17 protein-coding genes are annotated in these 23,098 nt (G+C 41.1%); 9 read left to right on the top strand and 8 right to left on the bottom strand.

The genetic code is table 11. The features are described 5' to 3' along the window. Positions 1 to 21: 21 nt before the first annotated feature. Entirely contained in the window at positions 22 to 783 is a 762-nt protein-coding gene (sfsA, locus tag ACKWCF_RS13235; protein ID WP_409478071.1) for a DNA/RNA nuclease SfsA, read from the top strand. Here the strand turns inward: sfsA and ACKWCF_RS13230 are convergent, their stop codons facing one another. From ACKWCF_RS13230 to ACKWCF_RS13215, 4 genes are all read right to left on the bottom strand, one after another. Further along, complete coding sequence (locus ACKWCF_RS13230; protein WP_409478070.1) at positions 784 to 2,985, bottom strand: beta strand repeat-containing protein; 2,202 nt, start codon at positions 2,983 to 2,985, stop codon at positions 784 to 786. 71 nt (positions 2,986 to 3,056) lie between these two features. After that, the gene (locus ACKWCF_RS13225) at positions 3,057 to 6,686 is read right to left on the bottom strand and encodes a beta strand repeat-containing protein (protein WP_409478069.1); all 3,630 of its coding nucleotides are present in this window, start codon (positions 6,684 to 6,686) and stop codon (positions 3,057 to 3,059) included. Positions 6,687 to 6,768: 82 nt separating this feature from the next. Next, complete coding sequence (locus ACKWCF_RS13220) at positions 6,769 to 7,353, bottom strand: hypothetical protein (protein ID WP_409478068.1); 585 nt, start codon at positions 7,351 to 7,353, stop codon at positions 6,769 to 6,771. A 5-nt stretch (positions 7,354 to 7,358) separates the two neighbouring features. Beyond that, the gene (locus ACKWCF_RS13215; RefSeq protein ID WP_409478067.1) at positions 7,359 to 9,902 is read right to left on the bottom strand and encodes a hypothetical protein; all 2,544 of its coding nucleotides are present in this window, start codon (positions 9,900 to 9,902) and stop codon (positions 7,359 to 7,361) included. A 189-nt stretch (positions 9,903 to 10,091) separates the two neighbouring features. Here ACKWCF_RS13215 and ACKWCF_RS13210 point away from each other — a divergent pair, with 189 nt between their 5' ends. Genes ACKWCF_RS13210 through ACKWCF_RS13200 form a run of 3 tightly spaced genes read left to right on the top strand, consistent with a single transcriptional unit; the run spans position 10,092 to position 15,270 of the window. Next, on the top strand, positions 10,092 to 11,852 hold the full coding sequence (locus ACKWCF_RS13210) for a FecR domain-containing protein (RefSeq protein WP_409478066.1): 1,761 nt from the start codon (positions 10,092 to 10,094) through the stop codon (positions 11,850 to 11,852). A gap of 8 nt (positions 11,853 to 11,860) precedes the next feature. Then, positions 11,861 to 13,480, top strand: a complete 1,620-nt coding sequence (locus ACKWCF_RS13205; RefSeq protein WP_409478065.1) for a hypothetical protein — start codon at positions 11,861 to 11,863, stop codon at positions 13,478 to 13,480. Beyond that, entirely contained in the window at positions 13,477 to 15,270 is a 1,794-nt protein-coding gene (locus ACKWCF_RS13200; protein WP_409478064.1) for an adenylate/guanylate cyclase domain-containing protein, read from the top strand. The genes ACKWCF_RS13205 and ACKWCF_RS13200 overlap by 4 nt, the downstream gene beginning before the upstream one ends. 100 nt (positions 15,271 to 15,370) lie before the next feature. On the opposite strand, the gene ACKWCF_RS13195 is transcribed toward ACKWCF_RS13200, so the two are convergent. The 3 genes from ACKWCF_RS13195 to ACKWCF_RS13185 form a co-directional block, all read right to left on the bottom strand. Next, positions 15,371 to 16,720 (bottom strand): protein-arginine deiminase family protein, encoded by a 1,350-nt coding sequence (locus ACKWCF_RS13195; RefSeq protein ID WP_409478063.1) that lies wholly within the window; start codon positions 16,718 to 16,720, stop codon positions 15,371 to 15,373. A gap of 228 nt (positions 16,721 to 16,948) precedes the next feature. Continuing rightward, a complete protein-coding gene (locus tag ACKWCF_RS13190; RefSeq protein ID WP_409478062.1) occupies positions 16,949 to 17,476 on the bottom strand; it encodes a hypothetical protein in 528 nt (175 codons plus the stop codon). A 79-nt stretch (positions 17,477 to 17,555) separates the two neighbouring features. Then, positions 17,556 to 18,347, bottom strand: a complete 792-nt coding sequence (locus ACKWCF_RS13185; protein ID WP_409478061.1) for a DsbA family protein — start codon at positions 18,345 to 18,347, stop codon at positions 17,556 to 17,558. Between the two features lie 113 nt (positions 18,348 to 18,460). On the opposite strand from ACKWCF_RS13185, the gene ACKWCF_RS13180 reads away from it, so the two are divergent. The 4 genes from ACKWCF_RS13180 (at position 18,461) to ACKWCF_RS13165 (ending at position 21,371) form a co-directional block, all read left to right on the top strand. Next, a complete protein-coding gene (locus tag ACKWCF_RS13180; RefSeq protein WP_409478060.1) occupies positions 18,461 to 19,123 on the top strand; it encodes a hypothetical protein in 663 nt (220 codons plus the stop codon). A gap of 189 nt (positions 19,124 to 19,312) precedes the next feature. Then, complete coding sequence (locus ACKWCF_RS13175; RefSeq protein ID WP_409478059.1) at positions 19,313 to 19,591, top strand: cytochrome; 279 nt, start codon at positions 19,313 to 19,315, stop codon at positions 19,589 to 19,591. Next, on the top strand, positions 19,551 to 20,222 hold the full coding sequence (locus ACKWCF_RS13170) for a cupredoxin domain-containing protein (RefSeq protein WP_409478058.1): 672 nt from the start codon (positions 19,551 to 19,553) through the stop codon (positions 20,220 to 20,222). Before ACKWCF_RS13175 ends, ACKWCF_RS13170 begins: the two co-directional genes overlap by 41 nt. 9 nt (positions 20,223 to 20,231) lie before the next feature. Further along, positions 20,232 to 21,371, top strand: a complete 1,140-nt coding sequence (locus ACKWCF_RS13165; RefSeq protein ID WP_409478057.1) for a CpaF family protein — start codon at positions 20,232 to 20,234, stop codon at positions 21,369 to 21,371. An 11-nt stretch (positions 21,372 to 21,382) separates the two neighbouring features. On the opposite strand, the gene ACKWCF_RS13160 is transcribed toward ACKWCF_RS13165, so the two are convergent. Further along, a complete protein-coding gene (locus ACKWCF_RS13160; RefSeq protein ID WP_409478056.1) occupies positions 21,383 to 21,862 on the bottom strand; it encodes a hypothetical protein in 480 nt (159 codons plus the stop codon). A gap of 169 nt (positions 21,863 to 22,031) precedes the next feature. On the opposite strand from ACKWCF_RS13160, the gene ACKWCF_RS13155 reads away from it, so the two are divergent. Further along, positions 22,032 to 23,039 (top strand): hypothetical protein, encoded by a 1,008-nt coding sequence (locus tag ACKWCF_RS13155; RefSeq protein ID WP_409478055.1) that lies wholly within the window; start codon positions 22,032 to 22,034, stop codon positions 23,037 to 23,039. The last annotated feature ends 59 nt before the right edge of the window (positions 23,040 to 23,098 follow it).

The following is a 23,098-nucleotide window of genomic DNA, read 5'->3' as shown; positions in this document are numbered from 1 at the left end:
TGTTCAAAAAGGATTTGCCAAATGAAATTTGAAAAAAAACTTCACGAAGGAATTTTACTTTCACGCTATAAAAGATTTTTTGCTGATGTGGAATTAGACGGTGAAAAAATCACAATTCATGTTCCTAACACGGGCTCATTAAAAGCGGTGATTGAAAAAAATCCTGCACAGCCGCAAAAGTGTTGGTTCTCACTTCATGGTGATCCTTTAAAAAAATTAAAGGGCACTCTAGAAGCCGTGCAAACTGAAGAAGGCGCCTGGGTCGGGGTGAATACTTCAAATCCAAACCGTGTTGTGACTGAAGCGATTCAAAATGCTATTGATACGGGAACTCCGTTTTTAAAAGAATGGGCTGAATACGGTTTTTATAAGCCAGAATATAAAATTTCAAAAGAAACACGCCTAGATGGCGCCTTCTTTTTTAAAGAAATAGATTTAGATAATGCAAAAGCTAAAAAACATTTTATCGAAATTAAAAATACAACTTACCGTTCTAAAGTAGATAAAAAACATCACGCCCAATTTCCTGACGCCGTCACAGAGCGTGGGCAAAAGCATATTCAAGAGATGATGCACTTAATGCAGCAAGGGCATAAATGCGAATTAATCTTTGCCGTTCAACGTAATGACGTCGATTTTTTCTCGCCATGTGATTTAGATCCTGAATACGTAAAGCTTTTAAAGAAAGCGGCTAAAGAAGGATTAATTATCTCTCCAATGATTATTGATATTAGCCGTGACGAAGTAAAACTTACGACGAAAAAATTAGACGTTGTTCTTTAATTAGAATTTTACGCAAATCGCAAAAGCGGTTGATGTAAGAGCCCCAGTCGCGTTCCATCTGCACTGCCATTGGGTGTCGCTCGCTGGAAATGAACTGATCAGTTGGGCAAGCGTACCTGAGGCGCTATTGTAGCAACCTCCGGAAATAATCTTTTTTCCAGCAGGACAAGTGGCCATGCAGTCAGTTAAACTCGAGCAGTTAGTATTAACATGCTGATATCCACCCCAAGCCGCAGAGTTTTGAGCTGTGCCATCGCCAAATTCAACAGCTGCTGTGGTTCTGATTGGACCACTTACTGTTAATGTGGCCGATGTTGGCGGAGCTGTTGTGCCAATACCTACCTGTCCAGTGGATGTTACAGTTAGGTGAGCTTGTCCACCTGTACCGAGTTGTACGGCAGTGTTTGAGCGAATTGAAATCGCCTCAGCAATTTCATTATTAAATAAAATTCCGCTACCGCTTGAATAACCGATGTAACCTTTCGGTGAATTGTTGCGCGAGAACGTAACATAGGCCCCCATACTACCGCTATCAAAGCGAGAGATTTCAGTACTGCTGCCATAGACATGCAGTGGTGAATTCGGAGACGCAGTTCCAATGCCTACATTGCCAGAGCTGTAATATAAATTACTGCCTGAGTTAAGCCACGGCTCCGAGCCAGTTTGAACTGCGCTCCACACGCTTCCATTACAGTATTCGACAACTCCTGAGTTGTAGCGAAGTGCACCGGCGAAAGTTGTCGTACAAATATCTGATTGCATGCCGATGCGAACACCGCCTGCAACATCTAAAGTTGTAACCGGAGTAGCAGTGCCAACACCCACGTTACCGCTATTGAGAACAATTAAATTAGCGGCATTAGCAGAAGAAGAAATTTTTAATCCGTATTTTGATGAGCTTGAATTGTCGACATTGATTTTTACGCCGTTACCGTCGCTGGCGTCGTTTACAAAATATGCGGCTAGCGAGTTGGCTGTGTTTGGCGCATCGACAGTCAGACCGAAGTTTGAAATAATGGTGCTTGATCCAACTGTTGCATTAAGCGTTGTCATAACGCCAACAGCGTTGCTAGACCATTGTGTTCCGCCGTTAGCGACAGGAAGAACTCCACTCACATCTGAGCTTAGCATAACGGTTGATTTTGTCGCTAAACTTCCTAAGCCTAAATTCGTACGCGCTGAACTGAGAGAACTAAGTTCAGCCAAGTTGTTCACTGCTTGTAAAGCACCTGAAATACGAGCGTCATCGCCAGCGGCAACCGTGCCTGATGATGTACCGAAATTCACAGAAAGTGTTCCGGAAGAAGTGATAGATCCGCCAGTTAAACCAGTTCCTGCCGCTACGTTTGTAACAGTTCCTACGCCCGCAGGTACAGAAGTTGGTGTCCATGCTGAGCCATTATAAGCTAACACTTGGCCAGAGCTTGGTGTTACTGCAGTTACAGCAACATTGCGAAGGCGAATCACCGTCACGTCACCAGATCCAGTCACATTAGTGATATCGCCGGTCATTGAAGGAAGTTTTGTCGTCGGTAAAGTACCTGTAACTTCAGCGGTATTTAAATCAACAGAATTTTTTGTAGCTAAAGTGCCTAAAGAGGTTGGTGTTGTCCAGGTTAAATTGCCTGCGGCATTCTTTGATAGAATTTGGCCTGTTGATCCGCTGTAAAATAAAGTGTTTGAATCAGTTGTAACTTGTAAAAAATCAGCTGCATTTTTTCCGTTTAACATTGTCGCATTGTGTGCGTACGGCACAGTGCCTAACTGAATATTGGCTCTGATATCTTGCGCTTGATAGTACACTTGCACCATGCGCGTATCTGCTGCAGCCACTGTACAAGGGCTATCAGTCGAAATATTTTTACCGCTCGCAGCTCCAAAAAATAAACTTTGGGTAAAGTGATTTGGAGAACCTACAACTTCAAGAGCACTACCAAGGCGGTGAGCGATATTTCCTTGGCCATCACCGGCCGAAGAAGAGGATTCGCCGTAAAGATAACAATTTTGATCTGTGATCACGTAGAAAACTAAAGCCGCGCCTGACAGATCAATGGCATTGCCGCCACTATCCGTTAACGAACCTTCGACTACGATTTGCTGATTTTCAGAAGATTGAGTGAACGCCGTTTGCGATAATAGCAAAGACAAAGCTATCGCTGTGAAGTATTTGAAAAAATGAGTGATCTTACGACAAACGTTCATCTAGTAACATATCGGCAGAACTGACATGAAAGTTAAGCACTAAAGTCTGTTTAGCGTTTCAGGGTGAGACACTATTGGTAACAGCAACGGTAGCTGTAGCTGGATGTGCGATCATCTTGTCCAACGCCTTGATTGGCAATATCACACACATTAGCTGTCGCGGTGTTAAACGACATTAACATATAGTTCGGATTCGTAAACGGAACTGGAGTCCAAAAAGCTGTACTTTTGAATCCTGGTAATTTGGTTTCAGCAGCAGCCGCAAACACAGTGTATTGCTTACAGGCGCCTTGATATTGAGTTTCAGTACACAATGATGGACGTGAACCTCGTGAAGTGGCTTTGTTTAGGCAGTTACTTGCTGCTGCAAAATACGAAGTGGCGGGCTCGTTATTTGTACTTATGCAATAGGCTTGGCCGGTTCCTGCTTTTCCCACCAGGGTAAATGAAGTACCGCCGGCTGCTGTTGTACAGTGAGTAACTCCAGCAACGCCTTGCCAGTAAGTGCCGTCACAGAATTCCATCGCTTTTAAGGTAACATTGTATCGTTGTTTTCCTTCGTCAGCGGCAGCGCAGGTCACAGCAGTATCGGCGCCATCGCCAGAGAGCTTAATCGAGCCACTGACTGTCGCACTATCATTGACTTGTAAGGCGATAGTTCCAGCACCCAAGTTATTGATGGTCACTGCCGGTGTTACGCTCGCCGTATTTCCTTCGAGAGTTAAATTACCACCAAAAGTCATCTTAGACACGTTGTCGATCGTGTTAGCAAGAACACCACCCGCAAGACGGCGACGTTGTGCTGAAGAATTTGTGTAAAATAAAGAAGTGCCGTCATATTCGATCGTGTTTGATACTGCGGTTCCGGTAATAGCCGTGGTTAAAAATTGGAGAGCGGGTGAAGTGTTTGAACCGTTTAGCATTAATGTTTTTGAAACTGTGGCGGTTCCGGTAATATGAGCATTACCATGAACAGAAAGTTTGTTATTCGGAATTTCTATAGGATTACCGAGGGAAACATTATTAATAAAATAACTCGTGCCGCCCGTTGTGAAAAACCAGCTAGGCAGTCCACTAGCGTTGTAAGCAATTTGGTAAAGCTGATTGTAATCATCTTCTCCATTACCAAGCATCGCTGTTCCTGATGAAGCTGAAATCACTGAATTGTAAGTATTTGGCCCTTGTGATCTCACGTGAAAACGATAGCTAGGGTTTACGGTACCGATACCGACATTACCACCGTTACCGGCGATGATGATCTTTCCTTTACCTGCATCACTTGTTGAATCAATAGCCAGTGTTCCACCTGAAGCGGTACTTCCGTAAAGGTATGGTGTTGTAACGGCGCCAGCAAAAATATTATTAGGCGTAGTAATAGATCCGCTGGTACTGATATTTCCTGTGGCATTAACGCCACCAGAAAAATTACCATTACCATTCACACCAATTCCACCTTTAACAATTAAAGCGCCGTTTTGGTAGTTCGTGCTCGCAAGTGTTGATGAAACCACAACGCTATTCGGAGTTGATAAAGTAATATTTGAAGTTGAGTTGATCGTTGAAATGTTATCAAGAGAATTTGTGACTGAACCAGTCGCTAAAGTGCGGCGAGTGTTTGTATTGTCGGTGATATATAAATTTGAACCATCAAATTCGACAGCGCCTGGTGCTGGCGATGCGAGTAAAGCACCACTTGTTAATTTTAAGCCAGGTAAGGCGCTGCTACCACCTGCAATGTGAAAGCGTGCTGTTGGATTTGCTACGCCTACGCCCACATTACCATTATTCAGAACGATAAAATTTGTTGAATCAAAAGCTGAAACTCTTAAACCGTAATAAGAACCATTGGCATTTTCGGTATTAATTTTTAATCCGTAACCGTTGGCGTTCGGATTATTAATTGAGGCAGCAACAGTTGAAGAAGCACTGATTGGTGCAGCCACATATAATGCGGTATTAGAAAAAGTCGTCGAGGAGCCAATCGTCGTGTTGCTGACAGTGTAAATCCCACCAGCGCCTAGACTCCATTTCGATCCGCCGTTAGCCATCGGTAAAACACCAGTCACATCGGCACTATTTAAAGTCACGATTGATTTCGTAGCTAAATTTCCTAAACCTAAGTTATTACGAGCCATCGTTGCTGAAGTGATCTCACTTAAATTATTCACACCTTGTAAGGCGCCAACAATGCGCGAATCATTACCTGCGGCCACCGTTCCAGCTGATGCGCCAAAATTTACTGAAAGGGTTCCTGATGAAGTAATTGATCCACCCAGCAAGCCTGTTCCTGCAGAAACATTTGTGACTGATCCGGTAGGTGAATTTGTCGGTGTCCAGTTAGCTCCATTGTAAGTTAAAACTTGTCCTGCAGTGGGAGTAGCTGAGGCCACAGTGATTCCACGTAAACGAACCACTGTCACAGAACCAGAGCCGGTGGCAGAACTTAGATCGCCGCTTAAGGCCGGTAATCTTTGTGTGGCCAATGTGCCTGACGTAATCATCGAAGCATTTATATTTTGTAAGTTGCTGGCATCAACAACCGGTAATTTTGAGCTGCTATCAAGGCGAACAATCTGGTTTGGCCCAGTACCTACGTTAAGTGTTAACGTGGGTGTGGTCGTAGTGTTTGTCACCACGATATCTGAATTCGAGCTACTTACACTGGTGACAGTTCCAATATTTGCAGGAATTGTTGTCGGAGACCAAGCAGAACCATTATATAAAAGAACTTGTCCCGATACAGGAGCTGTGGCTGCTAACGGCACACCTCTAAAACTTTGAATCGTCATAGTCGATGAGCCCGCAGCCGTTGAAACATCGCCTGAAAAACTTGGTAGATGTGCTGTTGCCAACGGCCCTGTTACATCAACACTTGAAAGGTTAATGTTATTTTTTGTAGCCAATGTGCCTAAACCTAAATTCGAGCGTGCGGCTGTTGCAGAAGTTAAATCTGATAAATTGTTGGAGCGAAGAGCATAGTTTGATAATGTCGCGCTATTTGCAGGAGTGTAGCCTAAAGCATTCGTAATTGATGACGCCGTTAAAGTGACCGTCGTACTTGCCGGTGTATATCCTAAAGCACTGGAAATTTGCGCAGAAGTTAAAGTATTGGTTGACCAAGTTAAACCAGAAGCTGATTTTGTTAAGTATTGCCCGGCAGCACCGCCAGAAAAAAGTGTGTTGGTATCAGTACTCACTTGAACAAAATCAGTTACAGATTTTCCAGAAAGCATTGTTGCATTTTGTGCGTAAGGTACTGTGCCAAGCTTAATTGTCGCCGTAATGCTTTCAACAGGGTAGAACACTTGAGCTAAACGTGTGTCGGACGCAGTTACAGAACACGGACTGTCAGTAGCGATATTTTTGCCGTTAACATTGCCAAAAAATAAATTTTGCGAAAATGTATTTGGAGAACTGGCGGAGAAATTGCCGTTGCCAAAACGGTGCGAAATATTACCTTGGCTATCGCCTGCTACTGCAGACCATTCGCTGAAGAGATAACATCCATTGGCCGAGATATAAAAAGTTAAAGCGACAGTGCTTAAGTTGATCGAATTACCTGAGGCATCAGTTAACGAGCCTTCAAAAACCATTTGTTGATTTTCAGTCGATTGTGCAAATGTGGGTTGGCACAATAGCAAAGACAACGCTATCGCCGTGAATTTCTTTATAAAATTGGTGATTCCCACGCTTAGATTCATTCATAGTATTTATCGGATTTACCCGAATAAATGTTTAACAGTTTGGTGGAGTTTTTTGTTTCAGAATGAGAGCATTTCGCTCTTATTTGATACGAATAGCACCTTTAAATTTAAAATTTGGTCCAGTCGCAGTACCAGCTGAAGAGATAATACGCGCCCGTAAAACCACCGGTGTGCCTGAGGCCGTTGTTGCATTAGCAGTTACACTTCCTGCGGTGATTTGCAAATCACCACCGTTAGTCACCATACGGCGAAGATTTAACACAAGCGTGTTACCGAAGTCACTGATCCCGCGTAATTTAAAATCGCGGTACGAAGCCTCTACGGGAATATCAAAGGCAATGGTTGTGTTTGGATTAATTTTATAAGAGTAAGTTCCAGTGCCACTGCAATCTAGCGTATAGCTTTCAGCAAATTGGCTTAATGGCGTGTAGTTAGATCCGTTATCAAAACTGACTTGAATATCTTTAATGGAACCCTGACATTTTCCAGAAATATAAAAAATAGATTTGCTCGTTTTGCTTTTTAAAATTTGTGTGCTTTCGCTGATTTCAAAACCACCAACTTCACCAAGCACAGTCACAACAGGAGCCCCAGGCTGACATGACATCAACATTAGTAAGGGAGCTAGCAGTAAAATGTTTGTCGTTAATTTATTTTGCATCATCACACCTACTCATAACAGCAGCGATAGTTTTTAGAATTGTTAATGTAATCAGCGTCAGTAGCACGACCATTGTAAGATGGAACGCCGCCATTGTTAGGTTCTATATGGCACGTTGAAGCGTTACTTGAAGAGTACGAAACAAAAATATTTTTAGGATAGTTTGATGTGCCACCGACAGGAATAGAGTTTGAAGTCCAGTGGTAAATACCGTTGTTTAAATTCATGAAAGTCGGAGAAACGTTATTATAGTTTTCACAGGCTAAATCTAACTGCACGGTTGTACATAAGCGGGCTTTCGTACCAGTGCTGATGACTGCGTTACGACACATATTACTCGCATTGGCTACCGTTTGCGGGCTGTTAACGTTTGTGCTCATGCAAAAAGCTGAAGGAGTACCAGCAGTACCAACCAGCGTGTAGCCTGAATCACAAGAGGTAAGACCAGTTACACCTAACCATTTTGTACCGTTACAATATTCCATGGCTTTCACAATATTGTTGTAACGTTGCGCACCTTCTTCGGAAGTTGTACATCCAAATGGCAAAGCAGCAGGGCTTCGTAACTGTATCACACCACTCACAGCTATACTTCCATCGACTCCGGTGTTGCCACCAAGAATTGTAGTACCCGAAACATGAAAGTTAGCTTGTGGTAAAAATACATTCACACCCACACGGCTATCATTTTTGACAACGAAATTTATGCCATTAACACCAGTCACAGCAAGGCCATAATTACCTTGGTTAGTGCCGTTAGTTTCAATAAGTAAGCCGTTATGATTAACGCTATCTTGTCTTAAATACATTAAATGATTCGCCGATGATTCAACCGTTAAGCGGTAAGCCGGGTCTACATCTGTTGTACCAACTGCAATATTTGAGTTATTAAAAAATCCATCACTGCTTTCTTTGGCCCAGAAACCGGCAGGGCCCCACGTAGTTCCGTTACAAACTTCTAACTGATTGTTTTGGTAACGAATAACACCCATTTCAATCGAAGAACATGCGCCGACAGCACCATTGGTTCCGACTTTAAGAGTTCCTTGCACATCAAGCATCGCATTCGGTGAATTTGTACCGATACCGACTTTGCCTGTTCCTGTGATGATCATGCGTGTAGCCATATTACCAGGGTTAGATTTTGTTTGAAATTCTAATTGGCTTTGTTCGCCTGAAGCTGTTGTCCAGCGAGAAATAATGCCGGCTTGATTAACCACAGTGCCCGACGCATTTTCAGCATCGAATAAAATCATTGATCCAAAATTATCTGCGCCATTACTCGGGTTTGATGTTTGGCGGCGAATCGCAAATAGAGGAAGTACATCGGCGTTTGCAGCCGTTGTCGAAACAACGTTTAATCCGCCATCAACAGTGTAAAAACCAGAAAGAACATCACCGCCACTACGAACGAAGTTCGCGTTGGCTGGAGTCCATTGGCTTCCATTGTAACTCATAATTTGTCCAGAAACTGGAGTTGTGGATGCCACTGGTCTATTTTGAATAGCGACGACTTTTAAAGTGTCATCACCGACATTCGAGGTAATATCGCCATTGAAAGCCGGAAGATTAAATTCTTGCAGTGTGCCTGTGGTTTGCGAAGTCAGATTCACCACATTTTGCGTAGCTAAAGCTCCTAAACCTAAATTAGCTCTGGCAGCTCCCACATTTGTAAGATCACTTAAATTTAAAGCTGGAATAAGGGGCGTCGGAACACTGGTCGGACTCCAAGAAGTGCCATTAAAAACTAAAGCCTGGCCAGAGACTGGTGCCACCGGAGAAACTAAAGTTCCTTGAAGGCGGCTTACAGTCATGGTTGTTGAACCAGAAGCTGAAAAAACATCGCCAGTATAAGATGGTAAACGCGCAGGCGCTAAAGTTCCGGTAGCTGAAGCAGAACCTAAATCAATTGAAGAAACTCCACCGGTACCAGCCGGTAAATTCACCCACGAAAAACCAGTGCCATTGCGACTTAACACTTGTCCTGTAGTACCGCCACTTACGCTCGAAGCTAAAAGAAAATCAGCATCTGATTTTCCATTTAACAATGCTGCATTGGCTGCATATTGAGAGAAGGGCACAGAACCAAGTGTGATAGACGCTGTGATATTTAAAACCATTGAATAAACATCAGCAAAACGAGTCGCATTGACAGTGACCGAACAGGCTGTGCCAGAACCATCAGCTGATTTACCACTGGCCATCCCATGAAAGGTCGAAGCAGAAAGAACGTTATTGTAAGACACCGGTGAAGTAATGGCTGAACCATTTCCGAATTGGTGTGAAATGCTTCCGTCAGCAAAGCCTGAACCTGAAGATGTTTCGGCAAATAAAATACATTTATTACCTGAACCGTCGTTAGCTGAAATATAAAAATAAAGCTGTTGGCCTTGCAGATCGACGGCGTTTCCACTCGTATCAGTTAGCGTACCTTCAAATGACATCATTTGATTTTGTGTAGATTGCGACCACGCCGGTTGACATAGTAATAACGACAGAAAAACTGTCGCAAATTGTTTTGCAAAATAAGTGGTCCGGAAACGTGAATTCATCAATACATTCATCGGGATAAAAGGTCTAAATGTTTAACACTTTAGTCAGATCTAGACTGATTATTCTAGACGTTGACCCAATTCAAAACATTTAGGTTCCTACCGATATCATATTGAGAAAATTAAAAGATTTATTTAACGGAATAAATAAATAGGGATGTTGTGAACGAACAAATGCGACGTTTTATAATGGCAGGGATGATATCGGGGACAAGCTTCGGCTTAGTCTTAGCGTGGTATTATTTTTCTGCGCCCGAAAATAGAAATGTCACAAATCAACAACCTATCGCTGTCGTAAAAAAAATCAAAGAAGAAGTTGATCGCAGACCTGCAAAACGCCAAGTTTGGCAATCGATCACCAACGGTGAAGTGGTTTATTCTGGTGAAGCAATTCGTACAGCTAAAGGTTCCGAAGTTAAAATTCAATTTTTAGATGGTAGCCGCTCGATTGATATCGAACCAGAATCAATCGTCATGATCTTACAAAGTGCAAATAAAGAATTCTCCCTAGATCTTATGGAAGGGGGAGCTTCGGTTATTGCTGACAAAGAGGGTGCCGGTGGTTTCAACCTTATCCAAAACGGTAAGACTGTCGCGTTAAAAGGGGCAGCAACACTTTCTAAATCAGGCAGTGGTGGCTTAGAAATCCAAAGTGATGATTCAGGCGCTGGTGGAAATCCATTCTTCGCGATCATGAACGATAACCGTTTAGCGGGATTTAAAATGGTTCAACCAGCCAAAGATAAAAGCGTGCTGATTGACGAAAATAAGCCTGAAGTTGATATGTCTTGGTCAGGAGTGCCGGCTGGTTTTAAAACTAAAATTGCTCTTGGTACTGAAAGAAGTAACTTAAACCAAGTTTTTGAAACAGATAATTTTCAATTCGCTTTAAAATTACCAAGTGGTTTCTATTTCTATAAATTGTATTTTACAAACCCAGCAACAGGCCAAGTGGTGGGTGAATCAAAATTACAACGTTTAAAAATCAATGAACGTAAATTTCCGGTTTTCGTAAGCCCTACGGCAAACCAGTTTATTCAAATCGTGAATCAATCAGCTAATCCGAAGTACAAAATGTTATTCGATTGGACTGAGGGTGAATTTGTAACAAAATATTTAATCGAAGTCGCTACTGATAGTAACTTGACTAAAAAAGTGATCAACCAAGCTATGGATAAAAAAGCTGGTTTTGAATTTGAGCTTCCACCAGGCGAATACTACACGCGTATGTCAGCCTTATTTGATGGTGAAACAAAACCTGTATCAGGAAAAATTGAAAAATTCACGATCAGTTTAAATCGTAAGATTGACCCTTCGACAATCGGAGTGAACTTAATCACTTGGGGTAACGATGCTGAAAAACAATTCTTCATCGAACAGCCAGAACTCGCTATGACGTGGGCTACCTCATTAGGTAAAAAAGTCGCTGAGTTCCGTATTAAATTACAAAACAGCGATGATCCGTATGCACCAGCGCAAGAAGTGCGTAGTCGTGATTTAGCGACCAAGGCCAAAGTGTTTAAACCGGGCCGTTATATTGCCAGTATCCAAGGTGTGGATCAGGGCGAAAACGTGATTGCGAACTCACAAAAAAGATTTTTTGAAATTAAAGAATTAGACATGGTTAAAGCGCCGGTGATTTTAGGCGAAGAAATTCTTAAAGCGAACCGTGATGGTGATTTAACTGTTAAATGGAATTTAGCTAGCGGAGCTTATAAATATAAAATCCGCGTGCTTGATGAAATGGGTCAACAAGTTGAAGGGCGTTTACTTGAATCGGCGCAAGTTGATTCAATGAATTTCTCTTCGTTAATGCCAGGAAGATATCGTTTAGAATTAGCCGGCGTTGATATGTTGGGTAGAACGGGCCATGTGGCCGTTCGTACAATTGATGTACCAGAAATTAGTAGCTTAGGGGCTCCAAAAATTAAGAAGTTAAAAGTGAAATAATTAGCAGCATGATGACACAAACGCACCGCAACCTGATTTTAGCAGCATTTTTCTTTTTTGCGGCCGTGCTTTGTCCAAAATTTGCATTGAGTGCAGAAAGTAACGTCGAGCTTGAGTGGGAAGGTGTTGAAAACGCCAAATCTTACGATCTTGAAGTTAAATCCACAAAAAATACTTTTAAATTTCAAACGAAAGAAGCCATCTGGGCCGGCCGTTTATCGCCAGGCTTTTTTAAGATGCGAATCCGGGCGCGTGATAAACGGGGTGTTCCGGGCGAGTGGTCGGAATACCAAGAATTTAAAGTTTTCTTAGATTCTCCGGAATTTGTGAACCCAACGAGTGGTTCTATTGTTGCTTCTGCGAACAATGACTTACAAAACGTTACCTTCAAATGGAAAAAAGTTTTTGCTGGAAAAAAATATACCCTTGATGTGCAAGGGTTAGATTCAACATTTCGCAAACAAATCGAGTTAAACGATGAAAAAGCCACGATGGAACTTCCGGTGGCGACAAAGTTTATGGCCACGATTCGCGCGGCCAATGAAGTTTTAACAAGTAATCCAGAAAAAGACCGCGTGGCTGAATTTGTGGTGAGTGGTAAAAAACTAGCTGCGCCAAAACTTATTCAGCCCGAAAGTTTATTCGTGCGCGAAATTAAATGGAACAAGCCAGAATTCGCACAAGCTTACAATTACACGCTAGAAAAAATGGATGCGAAATCACAAAAATTTAATGTAGTTGAAGAAGGTAAAGAGCTTCGTGGTGAAGCTATGCCGTTTAAAAAAGAATATCCGGGTGGAACATACCGTGTAACGGTCAAATCTATTGCGAGTTACCGTCCATCATCTGAAGCCGTTTCTTTAAAGTTTACGGCCAAAGAAGGTGATCGTACCGAGCGCGCCGAAGCGTTAGCGCGCTTACGTGAATCAATTGAACGTTTATCAGGTTGGTTTGGTATTGCCAGCTATTTAGTTAACTCAGTTCAATATCAAAATTTAAATTATGATTTAACGGGTACACAAACAACGTACAATGCGATCGGTGGAACTCTGCGTGCGGGTGTTGGTTATGTGACGATGAAAAATCCATGGGGTTACTACTTGGCCGCTGAAGCAAGTACGCTAAAAGTGGATGGCTTTGGTGATATTAAGTACAACATGTTTGAAGTAAATTCATTTTTCAAAATGAAGCCGAATGATGCCGGTGAATTTCGTCAAACGGCAGGTGTGGTGTATAAAGAACTTCCTGATTTAACGACAAACTTTGCTGGTAACGTCAGAAATACATCAGCGATTGCCGCTTTAGGCCTTCGTTATGGTGTTGAATACTGGCATGCGATGACCCCGAAATTGGGTTTACAAGCAAATGCCCATATCTTTCCGTTAATTGCAGGACAAAAAACAACAAATGGCCAGGCGTTTGTGCCAAGCACATCTGTACAAGCCGGATTTCTAATTAGCTATCGTTGGAGTAAAAACTTAACGACATTAGGCGGTTATGCTTATCGCACTGATAAGATGGAATATAAAACCGCACCGACTTCGACATTTCCGAATCCTGCGGCCGATAAAAACTCTGCTACACTTAAAGGTCATTATTTAAATCTATTTCTGGAGTACCAACTATGAAACTGAAAAACATGCGAATTCCGATTTCAGCTAAAATCATTGGTGTAACGACTTTCATTATCTTAACTGCGATGGTTCTGGTAACCAAACAAAGTTCTGAGTTCTTCAGAAAGGTTATGACCCAACGAGAAGAGTTTTCGAACTTTACCGAAGCTTCATTACGCGGTAAACAGGTCGAAACAATATTAGACGGTTCATTAGATAAAGCCAGAAACTTATCGCAAATTTTATTAAAAGAAACTTTTGAAGGTCTTGGACAATATAAATTACCTAAAGATAAAAACTTAGTCGGTATTGAAATCTATCAAGTTGTCGAAGGTAAACCGCAGCTTTATGTTAAAAAAGTTCAAGAAGACTTCTTAATTAAAAATAAATTAACACCAGACTTCGTTGATCAAGTTCGCCAGAAAAAACCATTTCCGATTTCATCGGTGATGCAAAAAAATATCGAGCTTCAATTTGCTGAAGTGAACCCGAGCGTTCGTGTGGTTTCGATTGGTTTTCCGTACAGTCGAGATGCGCAAAACCAAGTAAATACATTTGTGATCGCCGCGTTCAACTCTGAAATGATTCAAAGTTTATTTTCAAATGACAGTGAACGTGAATTTTTCCTCATTGACCGTAACGGTTTTTTATTAGCGCATCAAAATGAAGAATTACTTCGCCAAGGTAAGAATATCAAAGGTGAAAATTTCGTTCAAAAAGCTTTAGCTGATGCTACAAATTCAAAACAATTAACATTTAAAAACGAAAAAGGTAAAGCCTACATCGGTGCCTTCGTTAAAAGTAGCTTCTGGGGAACAGTGTTATTAGCACAAACTCCTTTAAGTATCGTGAATGAGCCCGCGCAAGAGGTGCAACGTAAAGCGATCTTTATTTCGGGTATCGTATTAAGTTTTGCACTATTTGCGGTATTCTTATTCTCGTTAACACTAAGTAAACCGATCGAGGTCTTAGCCGAGCTGATCAAAGAAATTCCTAAAGGTAATTTTAATATTTCAGCCCGTAAAAAAGTTAAATCTCATGATGAAGTGGGTGACTTAGCGGCAGCCTTTGACCACATGACCGAAGGTTTAAAAGAGCGCGATAAAGTGAAAAACTTATTTAATAAGTTCCACGGATCAAGTGTAACTGAAAACTTATTACAACAAGAAGTGAGCGTTGGTGGTACTCGTAAAGAGGTAACGGTCTTCTTCTCAGATATTCGTGGTTTTACGAAGTTCTCAGAAGGTCATACGCCAGAAGAAGTTGTATCGATGTTAAATGAATATTTCGCTGTGATGGTGGGAATCATTAACCGTCATGGTGGTGTCGTTGATAAATTTATCGGTGATGCGATCATGGCCGTGTGGGGCGTGCCAGCAGGCAGCGACAAAGACACAGAAAACGCTTTAAAAGCGTGTTTAGAAATGCGCTCATCTTTATTTACGCTAAATGCTTCACGTCGTGAACGTGGCTTAACTGAAATTCAAATCGGTATGGGCTTGCATGCAGGGGCTGCGATTTCAGGAACAATCGGCTCAGAAGAGCGTATGGAATTTACCGTAATCGGCGATACTGTGAACGTGACGTCACGTATCGAGTCATCAACGAAACATTTCGAAGTGGATTTATTAGTCAGTGATGAAGTCTTTAACCGTTTATCACAGCCGATCACAACGCAAGAAGTGACAGCAGATGGTTCAGTCGCTGTTGCACAAACTGAATCACAGTTTAAATTTGATTTAGCCGGTGATATTGAAGTGAAAGGTAAAACACTTCCATTAAGATTATATAAAGTTTTAAGTTAAAAGGGTGCCAGGCCTTTTTTACTACGTTTAAATTTGATTTAAAAAACAAAAGGCAACTTAACGTTGCCTTTTTCTATCTTGAAGCTATGTATGATGTTTTCTATTTTCTTTTTCGAATAACTTGAGTGGCGCAATGAAAAGCTCCAAATCCCATTTCGTAACTTGTCATATTCGCTTTAATAATGTGAACTTTACTTCCAGAAATTTTACTAAGTTCGGCTATAACCTGTTCTTTAAATAAAGGCTCTTTTAAAATCAGCGTGTTGCCTAAGGCGACTAAGTTTACCGGGCTAGAAAGCGGAACTAAATTTCTAGTTGTTAGTTCAAAAGCGTCTTCGCCCAATTCAGGATTGCCAACCATATGTACTGGTAAGCCGATCACTTGTTCTAGGCACTTTGAGTTGGCGACAACTGTATCCACATTCTTTTTGATACTGACAGCGGCTTGGAGCATATTTAATACTTCGGTATCACCAACAATTTCGTCATCGCGCACTTGTTTTGTTAAATCAAAATCAGCAATAGTATAAGGAGCTTTTTTACTTAGAGAAGCTTTCTTTAAGAAATACGTCATATTTGGTAAGTAATTATTAATCGCTGATTTACCAGTTTTACCCAGAAAGGCTAAGTTAATCGCATAAACTGGATCAGCGTACACAAGAGCAGCTCCACATTTATTTTTCGCAGGCACAACTGACATGATTTCGTCGATATGGCCAACAACTAAAAACTGCGTATCAAGTGTAATTGGTTTTACACCACTTAATTTTTGTAATTTAGCGCTTAATTTGTCCGAAATAGTATTGCCAACATACATTAAGTTTTCCTGAGTTACTTCTAAATTTCCTCCGCGATCACCGTCATTTGGCAACTCATCAACGGCATAGTTATTAGGGTTGTAAACAGGTAGTTTTAGTAACTTTGCCAGTTCATTGACTGCTTTTGAACCATCGGTGCTACCGTAATAATTGGTGTCCATGAAAACGGTTTTTTTAGATCCATCTTTTAATTCAACTTCTAAAACATCACCATAATCTTGCATCCAAGGGTTTTGTGGCTCAGTTGAATTAAAAAACTGTAAGTTAGGAAGAGCTTTTTTCGTTTTGTATTTAGCTTGAAGTTTGGCATATTGTTTTTTTGCGTCGGCGTAAGGCTCGCCATCAGGTCTCATCTCATCAGAAAACATACTTTCAGCACCGTAATTCAAAGGAATGCTCACAACTAAAGAGATCTGATCTTCTTTAGTTGCTGTCTTGTTGTAATCTAAAACTAAGCTATATAATTCATCGATTAACTGACCGTTATTTTCAAGCCACGAGACTACTAAATGCGTAGGTTTATCAGTTTGGTTAAACAGGCTGATTTTTTTGATATCAGCATCTGTGATTTTTACTTGTGCCAGCAAATTTACGCTGCAAAGAAGAAGTGTTGCGATAATTAGTTTTTTCATTTTTTTTCACCTTTGTATTGGGACGTAGTTATAGGTGAACCGAGTATTTGCTTCTACTGTAACGATTCCGACAGAGGTGAAGTTTTTTCTTGAGTGTTATTAAAAACTACATTGAGAAGCAATGAATTGAGTTTCGCCGCGTAAGAGACAAAACTCGTCAGTATTAAAGATTTGCTCCACATTTTTGGAGTTTTGAAAGAACTATAAATTCACTGCCGTTTTAGGGCACTATTGAAGAGTGAATCCTAGTGGATCTAAACTTTGATGGCGGCGCTCAGGGGTTTTGCCGCTGAAATTTCCTGAAGGCATTCCTAGAAATAGTTCGGTGCCGTTATTTTTTAATTCAAAAATACTGTATAACACTTCGTTCGCTTTTGGCGTTTGAAACTCATCACAGACTTTACCGGTTACAACTTTTTTCTCGAAAGCTTTCCAGTTGTTAAAGCCGCAGTAGTTAATTTGATTTAACACTTCGCCCACCAGTTCAGATAGGGCGGTGTAAGAAACTTCAGTCGCCATCATATCGATGTTATTGGCTGACTGCTGCGTTTGGTATTTCACTTCGTAATGCAGGTAGGGTGTTTCACAAGAACGGTCTTCAAAAGCCGTGTAAGTGATCGTCCATTCAGCTTGATTTATATTTACCAAAGTTTGGAGGTAGTCTGAATTATCATCATAACAAGAGCGAAGATATTCAGTGGCAGAAACAGGAAGAGTTGATAAAAGGGCGATCGCTAAAACTAAAAACTTTTTCATAATAGAAGTTTAGGATAGGCTAAATAAAAAAGGCAACCCGAAGGTTGCCTTTTTTGCTTTTAAAGAAAGATCTCTAAAATTACTTAGCAGATGCTAAGTGTTTGTCGATGATTTCTTTGAATGCTGGGAACGGGTAAGCACCACGTAAAGAAACACCGTTGATGATGAAACCTGGAGTACCGCTCATGTTAAATTTACGAGCTTCTTCCATATCAGCATCGATACGTTTTTGGATTTTTTCGTCTTTTAAAGCCGCTTGAACTTTTTTAAGATCAGCGCCAACTTTTTTAGTCGCTTCAGCAAAGTAACCTTCGCCTTTATCTTTTAACATACCTTGGTTTTCGAAAACTAGGTCATGGAATTTTTCAGCTTTTTCTGGGCTTTGTTGTGCAATAGCTTCGAAGTAACGAGCTGCAGGCATTGCTAATGGGTGGAAATCAAGTGGTAAGTGTTTGAAAACGATTCTTACTTTATCGCCGTATTCTTTTTGCACTTGTTTCATAGTTTGGTAACCACGAGAGCAGTATGGGCATTGGAAATCAGAAAATTCTACGATAGTGATCGGAGCTGATTTATTTCCGAAGATAACGCGAGTTTCATCGATTTCTGGTTTAAGAGGATTGGCGTACTCTTCGTCACGTTGTTTTTTCTCTTCTTCTTGAGCTCTTTCGCCAGCAACTTTTTGTGCTTCTTGTTGAGCTTTCATCACTACTTCGATGAATTTATCTGGATGTTTTTCAATCGCTGTAAATACGATTGATGGATCTTTTTCTACAGCTTCTTTTAATTGTTTAGCTGAAGGTGCGCAAGCAGTGATAGCTAATACTACCGAAGCTGCTAAAGCTAGTTTGATTGACTTAATAGTTTTCAAGAGGTTCTCCTTGTTTGTTAGCCAAGTTAGTGTGACATAGCTCTCCTAAAATGCAACCTAAGACTAAGGTCTGGCTATTGACAGTGTGAGCCGTCAAAGGGAAGATTTTATTTATGGATAAAAATATCATTATCGCTGGCCTTCTAGCTTTTGTTCTTTCTGCTTGCTCAAGCTCGCCATCAAGTTCGACTAATTCGTCTTTTAACATGGTTGAAACAATTCAGATTGATCAAACTTATAAATCATTAAAGCTGTTAGATCTGGATCAGATGACTGATCTTCTTTATGAAAAAGCCAACGACTATAAAAGAAATAACCGCGTACAGGCTCTTCGCGAAGGCGTTATGATTGCTTTTTCCCGTCCAAATGAAGAAGTGATCTTAGATAAAATCATTTCTATTGTGCGTAGCCCCTTAGAAGATTTAGGTGAGTGGGAAGCGACCGTTGAGCAAATGGTCGGGCAGTCAGTTCAGAATCTGAAATCAGACTCATCATCTGGAACAGACCAAGTGACAGCTTCTGTCATTTTAGAGAACGTTCTTTCAGAGTTTAAACCGATGTTTACAAAGCAGTACCAAAGTGGAGGTTTTGAAACATCAATCATCGAACGCATCGCAGCTTCAGATGTTCGCTTTTCAAAACAAGCGGTACAGGAAAAAAAGTTAAACCAGATGAAGTCCGGTTTAACGCCATCACAACTGGCCCAAAAGCTCATTGAAATTAAAAACAAAAAATTAGAAGAACAGCGCGAAGCTGAAAAGAAGAAAAAAGACTAATCCAAAATACAGACTAGTTAAGAGGGCGCTACCAAGCGCCCTTTCTTTTTTAGGCGTAAATCATCTCCCCGACATTGAACCAGATTGTTTCAAATTGTCTCATAACGACTCAAGTTCTCTTAACAACCCTCCGATAGGTTTATTGTGCATCACTGATGATGCCAAAAACGACTACCAGGAGGTTACAACATGTTTATTCAAGGCGATTTACAAGCAGTATTCGACGCACTTTATTCAATTGGCGCGATTGATCCTGTATTGCAAGCGGACTGGGAAAAGATTAACGGCGAAATGAACGCTAATCCAAGACAAGTTCACAATATCTGCCACTCGATTAACTCATGTTCTGGTGATCGTAAAAAAATTATCGAAACGTTATTAGGAATGGATCAAAAATCTGTTTCGTTCGTGGCACTGGAGGTGGCTCGTGAATTCAGCGAATTTCAAGACCGCAAAGAACTACACTAGAAAACCAGCAGCGGTGGACGCTAAAACTTTTATGAAAGCTTTTTTATTTTCGTTATTCTTCTTCATGCAAGTCAAAGTTCACGCTGACTGGAATATCGATTTAACTCGCCGTCAAACGGATTTCAACCGTATTGAAAACCAAAGAATGCCGGCTTCAACAAATTTAGAACCTGCAAAGGCAACTGATGCAGATATTTTAGAAGCGTTGAAAAAAGTTGTAAACCCGGTTGAGCCCTCTCAGGAAATCGTGGTGTTACAAACTGAAAAAGGCTTCGTGCCAGAAATGATCCATTTAAAAAAGAATGACGTTTATAAAATTCACGTGGTGAATTTAAATCTTAAAGAGAAAAACGTTAGTTTCGTGATGGATGCATTTTCGCAATCACACAACACAGTTTACGGAAACATTAAAACATTTACGATCCAACCAAAAATCGAAGGTGTTTATTCTTTCCAAAGCCCTGAAACAGGTTTCTCAGGTAAAGTGGTGATCACACCAGATACGGTAAGAAAAATAGCTTCTGAAAAAACTCCTGCGCAAAAAACTCAGGAAAAAGTTGAAAATCAAGTTAAAGCATCGTCCCTCCCTACAGACAATAGCTTTTTTAACGGTGATGATTCACTAAAATAGGTAAAAGAAATGGCTTCTGACGATAACTCAAATTTTAAAGAAGTAATTCAACGGGCTTTAGGGCCCGTTGAAGAGTATTTAGCTGATCCAGGAGTGTCAGAAGTTCTTATCAATGGACCCAATCAAATTTTCGTCGAAAGAAAAGGTAAATTAGAATTAACTCCGGCTAAGTTTCCGGATGAAGATAATTTACAAGCGGCGATCAATTCAATCGCCCAATCCGTTGGCCGTCGTATCAATAAAGAAGAACCACGCTTAGATGCGCGTCTTCCGATTATCGAAGGCTCTCCAGCCAGTGGATCGCGTATTGCTGCGGTTCTTCCGCCGATCTCTCGTCAAGGGACGGTTATTTCTATTCGTAAATTCACGGCGTCGAAAATCACGCCGAATGATTATATCAAATACGGAACAATTTCTCCGGATGCATGGCAGTTCATCGATCTGTGCATGTTCTTAGGAAAAAATATCGTAGTGAGTGGTGGTACCGGTTCAGGTAAAACCACATTACTATCGCTAATGTGTTCACGTATTCCAGCGGGGCAACGCGTATTAATCATCGAAGACTCATCAGAGTTACAAGTTGAATACGAACACGTTGTGCGTTTTGAAACTCGCCAAGCCGATCTTATGGGTAAAGGCGAAGTGACGATTAAAGATTTATTAAAATCAGCGCTACGTCTTCGTCCAGATCGTATTATCGTGGGTGAGGTTCGTTCAAGCGAAGCCTTAGAGTTAATTAATGCCATGAATACAGGTCACAAAGGTTCAATGGGTACGGTGCATGCCAATTCACCTGAAGATGCGATCATTCGTCTTGAAGCCTTAGCGGCCAGCGGTGACGCGAAACTTTCAGAAAAAGCGTTAACATCACAAGTGGCTTCAGCGATTGAAATTATCGTTCAGATTTCTCGTTATTCAGATGGTTCTCGTAAAATCGGGGCGATTTCTGAAGTGCGTGGTATCGATGAAGAAGGTAAGTATATCGTTGTGCCGATTTTTGAAATTCAAAATCTAACACGTGCAGCGGATGGAAAGTTAATTGGTGGTATCGAACCAACAGGTAATGTGCCGTCATTCTATCAAGAGATTATTGATAACAAGATCAACTTTCCGTTATCGAAATTTCAAAAAGTTAAAAAAGCCGGGTAGTGCCTGGCTTTTTAATTCAAACGCCAAATTAAGAAATTCAAGACAGCACTTTTACGACTCACAAATTCTAAAAGAATTTGGCGAGGCTCATTAAATTCAAAACGCAAAGCCTTACTCACAGTTCCGCAATCGCTGATTTTTCCAAAATCAACAGGATCTAAATTTTCACCGTTTGCAAGATCCGTTAAATTCATACGTGGGTAAGCATCAGTGGCAATCACATAAGTGCCAGAAACAGGAATTTCAAATTTTACATAACCACTGAACTCATTTTCAGGAGTGGGAAGAAGTTGTAATTCCACTCTTTGACCAACCGGAATCGCAGGGCTATCGACACTTTCTTTGCTCGCGTTTTGTTGAACACCGTTAGACGCCCACACCGTGTAAGCTTCAGCCGAAAAATTAGGTGAAGCTGTGCAGCCTGCAGGAATTTCACCAGCAAAAGCACTTACTGCTACGATAAATGAAAATAAAAAAGCGATCATGTTCATGCAAGACAAAGCTATTTCAATTTACCTAAGAACACAAGTGGGGCCTGTTTAGGGGTGTCAGCCACAAGCGGCGGGGTATAAAACAATTAGACAGTTTTTAGCCGTTAAAACCGCTTAAATTGCTCTCTAAGCTGGAAGCTCCCTTGCTCTGTAAAACCTTGTGAAAAAGATGACTTTTATAACCTCATTTCTAAGTGCTTTATTATTAACTTCAATGGCTTACGCTGCTGACTGTACACCGATCACCAACCGCTTTTTAGTGACGGGTAACGACTTCGATAAAGCCTCATACCAAGTCACCATGAATTCATGCACGCACGTTGATCCGAAAGGAAATTCAACCGACGTGGTTAGCCTTCGTAGTTTTAAAATGCGTGGTGAATTATTTAACTGGGTTGTAAACAGCAAAACTTTGCAAACAGCGCTAGTTCCGCAAAAATGTCTTCAAGACTGCCGCACCTTTCAAGCGGCAGATAACACAAAATACGCCGATCTTTTAACTGAAGCTACGATTGTGCCATCACCGACAGCGGGTGCGGGAATTCAAAAAGCTAAAGAGCAAACAACAGAAAAGTTTTTAACGGTTGATTTATGCCCGTCATCTAAAAAGTTACAGACTGAAATTTTTGAAAAAATTCAAAGCGGCTACATGACAAATGTTCCGGTGGCGTTAGCCGTTTCAGGTTACTGGATTAAAAATCACCACGATGAATTCGTTTATTTATTGCAACTGCAAGATCAGAAAAAAATTAAAATCACATGGGTGAACCACTCATTAACTCATCCGTACGATAAAACCAAAGGCATCGAAGAAAATTTCTTATTATCGCCAGGTGTTGATTTTACCCGCGAAGTTTTAGGCAACGAACTAGTGATGTTAAGCCAAGGACTCGTTCCTTCGGTGTTCTTTCGTTTTCCGGGATTGATTTCTAGCGACAAGCTGATTAGCCAACTTAAAGCCTGGGGTCTTGTGCCATTGGGCTCAAATGCGTGGTTAGGCAAAGGGCAAAAGATTAAAAATGGGTCAGTTGTACTTGTTCACGGAAACGGCAATGAGCTGTCTGGCTTGGTTTTGCTGTACAAAGCGCTCGAAATTCAGCCACAAATCAATGCAAATTGGTCAGATTTGAACCGAGTTTGGAACTCTGTGACCGATACGATGAACACGAAACCTTAATAATCGCACTTTTCTTGCTTTTGCACTCTATAAAAGGTTGAATCTCTTAGAGGGGACAG

This window comes from Pseudobdellovibrio sp. HCB154 (assembly GCF_046267985.1).
Taxonomy (GTDB): Bacteria; Bdellovibrionota; Bdellovibrionia; order Bdellovibrionales; family Bdellovibrionaceae; genus Pseudobdellovibrio.
The sequence above is the reverse complement of the archived record's forward strand: the minus strand, read 5'-3'. Positions and strand labels throughout refer to the sequence as shown.

What these genes read in the sequence shown, in the direction of transcription:
- ACKWCF_RS13220 (WP_409478068.1), bottom strand. Translation starts at nt 7,353, where the DNA reads ATGATGCAAAATAAATTAACGACAAACATTTTACTGCTAGCTCCCTTA.
- ACKWCF_RS13190 (WP_409478062.1), bottom strand. Translation starts at nt 17,476, where the DNA reads ATGAAAAAGTTTTTAGTTTTAGCGATCGCCCTTTTATCAACTCTTCCT.
- ACKWCF_RS13215 (WP_409478067.1), bottom strand. Translation starts at nt 9,902, where the DNA reads ATGAATTCACGTTTCCGGACCACTTATTTTGCAAAACAATTTGCGACA.
- ACKWCF_RS13165 (WP_409478057.1), top strand. Translation starts at nt 20,232, where the DNA reads ATGGCTTCTGACGATAACTCAAATTTTAAAGAAGTAATTCAACGGGCT.
- ACKWCF_RS13230 (WP_409478070.1), bottom strand. Translation starts at nt 2,985, where the DNA reads ATGAACGTTTGTCGTAAGATCACTCATTTTTTCAAATACTTCACAGCG.
- sfsA (WP_409478071.1), top strand. Translation starts at nt 22, where the DNA reads ATGAAATTTGAAAAAAAACTTCACGAAGGAATTTTACTTTCACGCTAT.
- ACKWCF_RS13195 (WP_409478063.1), bottom strand. Translation starts at nt 16,720, where the DNA reads ATGAAAAAACTAATTATCGCAACACTTCTTCTTTGCAGCGTAAATTTG.
- ACKWCF_RS13225 (WP_409478069.1), bottom strand. Translation starts at nt 6,686, where the DNA reads ATGAATCTAAGCGTGGGAATCACCAATTTTATAAAGAAATTCACGGCG.
- ACKWCF_RS13175 (WP_409478059.1), top strand. Translation starts at nt 19,313, where the DNA reads ATGTTTATTCAAGGCGATTTACAAGCAGTATTCGACGCACTTTATTCA.
- ACKWCF_RS13210 (WP_409478066.1), top strand. Translation starts at nt 10,092, where the DNA reads ATGGCAGGGATGATATCGGGGACAAGCTTCGGCTTAGTCTTAGCGTGG.
- ACKWCF_RS13205 (WP_409478065.1), top strand. Translation starts at nt 11,861, where the DNA reads ATGATGACACAAACGCACCGCAACCTGATTTTAGCAGCATTTTTCTTT.
- ACKWCF_RS13200 (WP_409478064.1), top strand. Translation starts at nt 13,477, where the DNA reads ATGAAACTGAAAAACATGCGAATTCCGATTTCAGCTAAAATCATTGGT.
- ACKWCF_RS13180 (WP_409478060.1), top strand. Translation starts at nt 18,461, where the DNA reads ATGGATAAAAATATCATTATCGCTGGCCTTCTAGCTTTTGTTCTTTCT.
- ACKWCF_RS13160 (WP_409478056.1), bottom strand. Translation starts at nt 21,862, where the DNA reads ATGAACATGATCGCTTTTTTATTTTCATTTATCGTAGCAGTAAGTGCT.
- ACKWCF_RS13155 (WP_409478055.1), top strand. Translation starts at nt 22,032, where the DNA reads ATGACTTTTATAACCTCATTTCTAAGTGCTTTATTATTAACTTCAATG.